This is a genomic window from Nonomuraea sp. NPDC003201 (assembly GCF_053590415.1).
The window spans coordinates 1-5,352 of sequence record NZ_JBSFTC010000505.1 but is presented as its reverse complement, the minus strand read 5'-3'; the positions used below and the strand labels follow the sequence as shown (position 1 = coordinate 5,352).

6 protein-coding genes are annotated in these 5,352 nt (G+C 69.5%); 1 reads left to right on the top strand and 5 read right to left on the bottom strand.

The window, feature by feature from the left end; translation table 11 throughout:
* The 5 genes from ACWDX9_RS59180 to ACWDX9_RS59160 all read right to left on the bottom strand — a co-directional run.
* On the bottom strand, window positions 1-641 hold a 641-nt coding region (locus ACWDX9_RS59180), incomplete at its 3' end, for an arabinofuranosidase catalytic domain-containing protein (RefSeq protein ID WP_449972403.1).
* 319 nt (window positions 642-960) lie between these two features.
* Window positions 961-1,272: a hypothetical protein gene (locus ACWDX9_RS59175; RefSeq protein ID WP_449972401.1), complete on the bottom strand. Its 312-nt coding sequence runs from the start codon at window positions 1,270-1,272 to the stop codon at window positions 961-963.
* 125 nt (window positions 1,273-1,397) lie between these two features.
* Window positions 1,398-2,240 (bottom strand): SGNH/GDSL hydrolase family protein, encoded by an 843-nt coding sequence (locus ACWDX9_RS59170; RefSeq protein WP_449972398.1) that lies wholly within the window; start codon window positions 2,238-2,240, stop codon window positions 1,398-1,400.
* A 36-nt stretch (window positions 2,241-2,276) separates the two neighbouring features.
* Window positions 2,277-3,473 carry a hypothetical protein gene (locus ACWDX9_RS59165; RefSeq protein ID WP_449972396.1) on the bottom strand — a complete coding sequence of 399 codons (1,197 nt, stop codon included), beginning with the start codon at window positions 3,471-3,473 and terminating at the stop codon, window positions 2,277-2,279.
* A 474-nt stretch (window positions 3,474-3,947) separates the two neighbouring features.
* The gene (locus ACWDX9_RS59160) at window positions 3,948-4,643 is read right to left on the bottom strand and encodes a hypothetical protein (protein ID WP_449972394.1); all 696 of its coding nucleotides are present in this window, start codon (window positions 4,641-4,643) and stop codon (window positions 3,948-3,950) included.
* 65 nt (window positions 4,644-4,708) lie between these two features.
* Here ACWDX9_RS59160 and ACWDX9_RS59155 point away from each other — a divergent pair.
* Window positions 4,709-5,352 (top strand): ATP-binding protein (locus tag ACWDX9_RS59155; protein WP_449972391.1); only part of this gene is annotated, 644 nt, incomplete at its 3' end.

The following is a 5,352-nucleotide window of genomic DNA, read 5'->3' as shown; positions in this document are numbered from 1 at the left end:
TTGCCGTTGTCGCGGCTGTTGGTCTCGGCGTTGCCGTAGTCGAAGCAGCAGCCGCCGTTGTAGTGCGTGCCGTCGAAGATGGCGTACATGCCCTCGGGCTGGTCCCCCTTGGCGACGCCGTTGGTGTTGTTGTTGCGGTAGCCGGTGCCGGGGGCCACGAACACGCCGTACGCCTTGTGCCCGCCGACCATGGTGGGCGCCGCCGTCGCCACGGCGAGGTTGTCGTACCCGCCCGGGGCCGGGCCGGAGAAGCCGCCGGGGGGCGCCTGGGTCAGGTTGTTGCCGCGTCCCGACTGGTCGTAGATGACGGTGATCACACACGTCGTACGGGCGCAGAAGGAATCCTGCGCTGCGGCGTTGGCGTACCCGCCCGCGCCGAGCACGCCGATGTTCTGGGTGGCGTTGTCCGAGGAACGGCGTACCTGGTAGAGCGAGCCGTTGTAGGCGGCGTACAGGGCGCGGGTCGTGCTGTGCGCGGCCACGCACGGCGTGCCGCCGGCGGCGTAGATGTCGCACGACTGCGATGCGGCGGCCTGCGACGGGGCGGGGATGCCGGCCAGCAGGCCGGCGGCGAGCGCGACGGCTGCCCCGGCGGACAGCATCCCCTTTTTCACGTGCCGTAATCCGGACCCGACGATCATGATGAACCTCTGCCTTTCTCGGGGGGCACCGCGAATGCTGGAATTTCCGCGGGTGAGCTATTGATCAAAGAATCATGAAACGCGGCCATCGCATGTTAGCGTTAACATTTTATGCGCCGGGCGACCTCTGAAGGTGCGCAGCTTTGTGGGTTGACGGGCTCACTATGAATCGGAAGTGATCGTTAGTCAAGGTTTTCACGGCAACCATGAAAACGCCGCAGCCACGAAACGGAGAAGGCCACGCCAGGCCGCACTGGCAGTTCGGCATGACGGACGCCGTTGCCGCCGGTGAGCGGTCCGCTCGGTTCGGTACGGCGAATCAGCACTTGAGCAGCGCCTCGGCGACCTCGTCGTCCATCACCTGTGCCAGATGACCGGTACCGCGCGTGCGGCGGCCGTTGCCCCAGGCGATCTCCACGTCAGGCCACCAGCGCTCCCGCGGCAAGGCCCCGAACGTGCCCTGATGACCGGCCGCGACGGCCTCCTCCGCCTCCCGGCGGCGGGCCGCCGTCACCGCGGCCATGCCGTCGTACGTGCTGTGCAAGGTGGCCGGGTCGCCGGGCTGGGCGAGCAGCACCAGCTCACGGTCGATGGGCTCGTCGAGGGCCGACGCCCGCGAGGAGATGCGCACTTCGTCACTCTGCCACACGTCGTTCCGACGCCCGGTGGCTGTGATGGCCGGCCCCCGCCGACGTCGAGCGCGCCGAGGCGGCGGGTGCCTGCGTTATCACGGCCGCCGGCGACGGCCGGCGGGTGCTACAGGAGGGAGTCGGCGAGCGGAATCTTCTGTGTCCGGAGCGCGCCGGTCACCAGCCGGGCGATCCGCCGGGCGCCGTACGCCTCGAAGTGGGTGTGGTCGTTGCAGAAGAACTGTCCGAGCGGCCCGGAGGTGTAGTCGCCGTTGTTGGGGCACAGGCCCAGGGAGTTGTAGTAGTCGACGCTGAGGGTCTGCAGATCGATGACCGGGGAGCCGGTGGCGGCGCCGGCGGCGTTGGTCTGGGTGACGAAGCCGCGGTTCTTCACCGCGGTGCTGCCCGAGCAGGTGATGGCGGCGACGGCGGTGAGCAGGACCGGGTGGGCGCCGCGGGCCAGCGCCGCCTGCGCCATCGTCGTCATCAGCTCCTGGTAGCGCGCGGTGCCGACGTGGCGCGGGCAGGTCGTCGAGCCGTCGTTGATGCCGAACTGGATGAACAGGTAGTCACCGGCCTTCATGCCGGTGAGCACCTGCTGCCATCGGGACGAGTAGGTGGTGGAGCTGAGAACGCACTCGCCGTTCGAGCCGATGGTGGACGTCACGTTGCCCTCGTAGAGCCAGGTCTGGATGCTGCGCCCGGCGACGGCGAGGTTGTTGACCACGATGTTGCTGTGGAACAGCGAGTCGAATTCGGTGGCCCAGCCCACGGGGCAGGTGGCGCTGGGGTTTGCCATGGTCGAGTCGCCGGCCATCCAGACGGTCGTCGTCGCGGCGGCGGCGGCCACCGTGCCGACGCGGGCGCTGCACCCGGCCGGGCCGATCACCGCGGCCGAAGCGGCGCTCGGGACGACCAGCGACAGGGACAGCATCAGAGCGGAGACGATCAAGAAGCGGACCTTGCGCATGGTCTCTCCTGCCAGTCCGAGAGCGAGGGGGATGGGTCAGCACCAGGTCAGCGTCGAGTTGACACGGGTCACGTTGCTGATCGTGTTGTCGCTGCCGGTGCAGGGGCTCCACCTGATCGCGGTGTTGGTGACCGTCAGGTTCTGGAACCTGATGCCCGACGACGGAGCGAACTCCGTACGGGCCGCGATCCGGACCTCGCCGCCGCCGCTGACCGTGCCCGACACCCCGGCGATGACGACGTTGTAGCAGTTCTCCACCAGCACCGAGTTGTTGCCGGCGTTGGCGATGTCGACCCGGTCGATGGTGGCGCCGCCGCTCTCCGAGACGCAGAAGATGCCCCGGCCGCCGCCGCGTGCCTTGACGGTGCCGACCCGAATGTTGTTCGGGTAGGCGCTGCCGACCCGGCCGTTGCGGTTGGCCATGCGGAAGGCGGCGTACCCGGTGCCGGCGCCGGCGTTGTCGGCGTCGACGGTGCCGACCGTCGCGTTGATGGTCTGGTTGAGCAGCAGGCCGGACTCGCCGACGTTGCGTGCTGTCACGGTGCCGACGGTGAGACCGTCGACGCCGTAGGTCTCCATCGCGTGCGAACTGGCTCCTTGCACGTACACGGTGTCGACCCGGACGTTACGGGTCCACTGGCTGGTGTCGCCGCGGTTGTCGATGCGCACGCCGAGGCCCGCGCCGAGCCGCATGTCGATCTGGCCGAGCCAGACGTTCGTGACGTTGCGCAGGAAGATGCCGTAGATCGGGGTGCCGGTGACGTTGAGGTACGGGACCTCGATGTTCGCGGTGCCGCGGGAATAGATCGGCGCGTAGTCGCCCGAGCCCGAGCCGGTTACGTTGATCGTGCCGCAGACCGACAGGGAGGTGTAGCTCGGCAGCGAGATCCGGCTGCCGGCGCTCATCGTGCCGTTGCCGCGCACGACGACCCGCTGGATCGAGGTGCGCCCGGCTGTGAGACTGCCGATGCCGGCCTGGACCGCCGCCCGGAAGTCGGTGCCGGTGTAGACGCTGCCGCCGGCGCTGTTGCGGGCGGTCCAGGTGCTGCCGCTGACGGTCACCTGCGACTGGAAGGTGCCCTCTCCGCAGGCGGCGGCGGACACCGGGGCCGGGCCGAGCACGATGCCGGCCCCGGCGCCGGCCGACAGGATGGCGAGCGCGGCGACGATGCGGGCGAACCGGCGACGTCGTCCCTTGAGCGGGTGTGGCGCCGTGGTGGGGGCTGTTGTCATGGGATTCTCCGTTGGGGGTGCCCAGGTGGTGACGGCGTCCGTCGAGGCGCTGTGGGTGGCCGTTGCGGTGAGGAGCGTTGGCGCTTTTCTGGTACGCATGTTCTCTCCCGTTGATGGGGGGTGGGGAGATGGCGGCCGCGCTTCGCCGCCGGGCGCGCCTGACATTGATAAAAACGTTTCAAGTCGCCTGGTCAACGTGACCTTAAATATGGATGGTCATCGTGTCAAGCGGCCAGTCAGATGGCAGCGCAGGGCAATCGGCCGGCGGTTCGGAATTTTCTTGGGAGCAGGTGGGCGCGGACGGCCGTGATGGCCTCGCCACCTGCACGATCGCGGGACGCCGCAGTCGCTCCTGAGGAAGTGCGGGCAGGGCGCGAATACGCCGAGAACGGCTGTGCTGATGAATGCATTCAGGCGGAAGAATTGAATCCGGAGCCGACGTTCTGCCAGGCGACGCCGAGGGGCAGCGGGGGATCAGGCGCGCAGGGCGACGTCCCCGCCGGTTCGGGCGGGGCGTCGGGATGGTGCGGGGGCTACTTGCTCTGGCAGCTCTTCTTGCGGACCTCGTACCAGACGATGCCTGGAGCCTGGAACCGGATCGTGAAGCACTGGTTCTTCCTGGCCCCACCACTCGCACTGCAGCTTGAGCGCGGGGTCGGCGCCCGCGTGGTTGACGGTCTGGATGAGCGTCATGCCCTCCACCCGGTACGAGGTCGGCACCGGGTTGCCGTTGGCGTCCCTGGCCCAGGGCAGGTCGATCTCGGCGAGGTAGAAGTCGTTGTTGTAGATCAGGACCGTGCCGTCGTCCTCCTCGACCTCCAGCATGCTGCCCTCGGGGGCGGAGATCGGGAAACGGTACTCGGTCGGCGCCGAGGCGTCCTTGATGATGGTCAGCGCGCGGGCGATCTGGCCGGTGCGCTGGTGCGCGAAGGCCACGCTGGGCTGCTTGGCGGCGTAGGTGACCAGGCCGGGCAGCGGCTGGCTGCCGACGCCGTCGGCCTCCGGCAGGCCGATGCCGATGTCGGTCTCGCTGACGGTCGCGACCAGCGTACGGTCGGGGTCCGTCGCGATGGCGAAGGGTCGCTGGACGTCGCCGTCCGGGATCTCGGTGGGCGGGGTCGTCCTCAGCGGACGACGGGACGGCGAACGTCGGTAAATCGCCCAAACCATCAGTAACTGGCAGAATAGGGTCGCCAGCAGTGGTACGACGGGGGACACACACCAGGGATGAGCCGATGGTCGCCGCCGGTCCGGGTTCTTCCTGGCCGGGGGTGCGCATCGACGGCGCGGGCGAGGAACGCGGGACCCCGCCCGGCCTCACCACCACGCTGACAGGCCGGGGGACCGAGCTCGCCCACCTCGTGGACGCGATCGACGGGCGCCGGAGCGGGCCGCGGACGATGCTGCTGCTCGGGGAGGCCGGCACGGGGAAGACGGCGCTGCTGGAGGCCGCGGCCGACCACGCGCGCGGGACCGGAAGCCTGGTGCTGACCGCCCGCGGCTGTGAGGCCGAGGTGGAGCAGTCGTTCGCCGCCCTGCACCAGTTGCTTCTTCCGCTGCTGCCCGAGACGGACGATCTTCCCGAACACCAGCGGGAGGCGCTGAAAGCCGCGTTCGGGATCGTCGCCGCCACCCGGCAGCACGACCCGATGCCGCTGCGCGTCGGAGTGCTGAACCTCCTGGCCCGCGTCTCCCGGAGCCGGCCCGTCCTGCTGATCGCCGACGATGTGCAGCACTTCGACCGCGACACGCGCGACGTCCTCGGGTTCGTGATGCGCCGCCTGGCGACCCACGCCGTGACGGTGCTGCTCGCGGCACGGGGCCAGACGCCCCCGGACGGCCTCAATCCGGACCTGCCGGTGCTGTCCCTGGCGCCGCT

Excerpts from the sequence above, each read along its gene's own strand:
- ACWDX9_RS59170 (WP_449972398.1), bottom strand. The coding sequence starts at position 2,240 with ATGCGCAAGGTCCGCTTCTTGATCGTCTCCGCTCTGATGCTGTCCCTG.
- ACWDX9_RS59165 (WP_449972396.1), bottom strand. The coding sequence starts at position 3,473 with ATGACAACAGCCCCCACCACGGCGCCACACCCGCTCAAGGGACGACGT.
- ACWDX9_RS59160 (WP_449972394.1), bottom strand. The coding sequence starts at position 4,643 with ATGGTTTGGGCGATTTACCGACGTTCGCCGTCCCGTCGTCCGCTGAGG.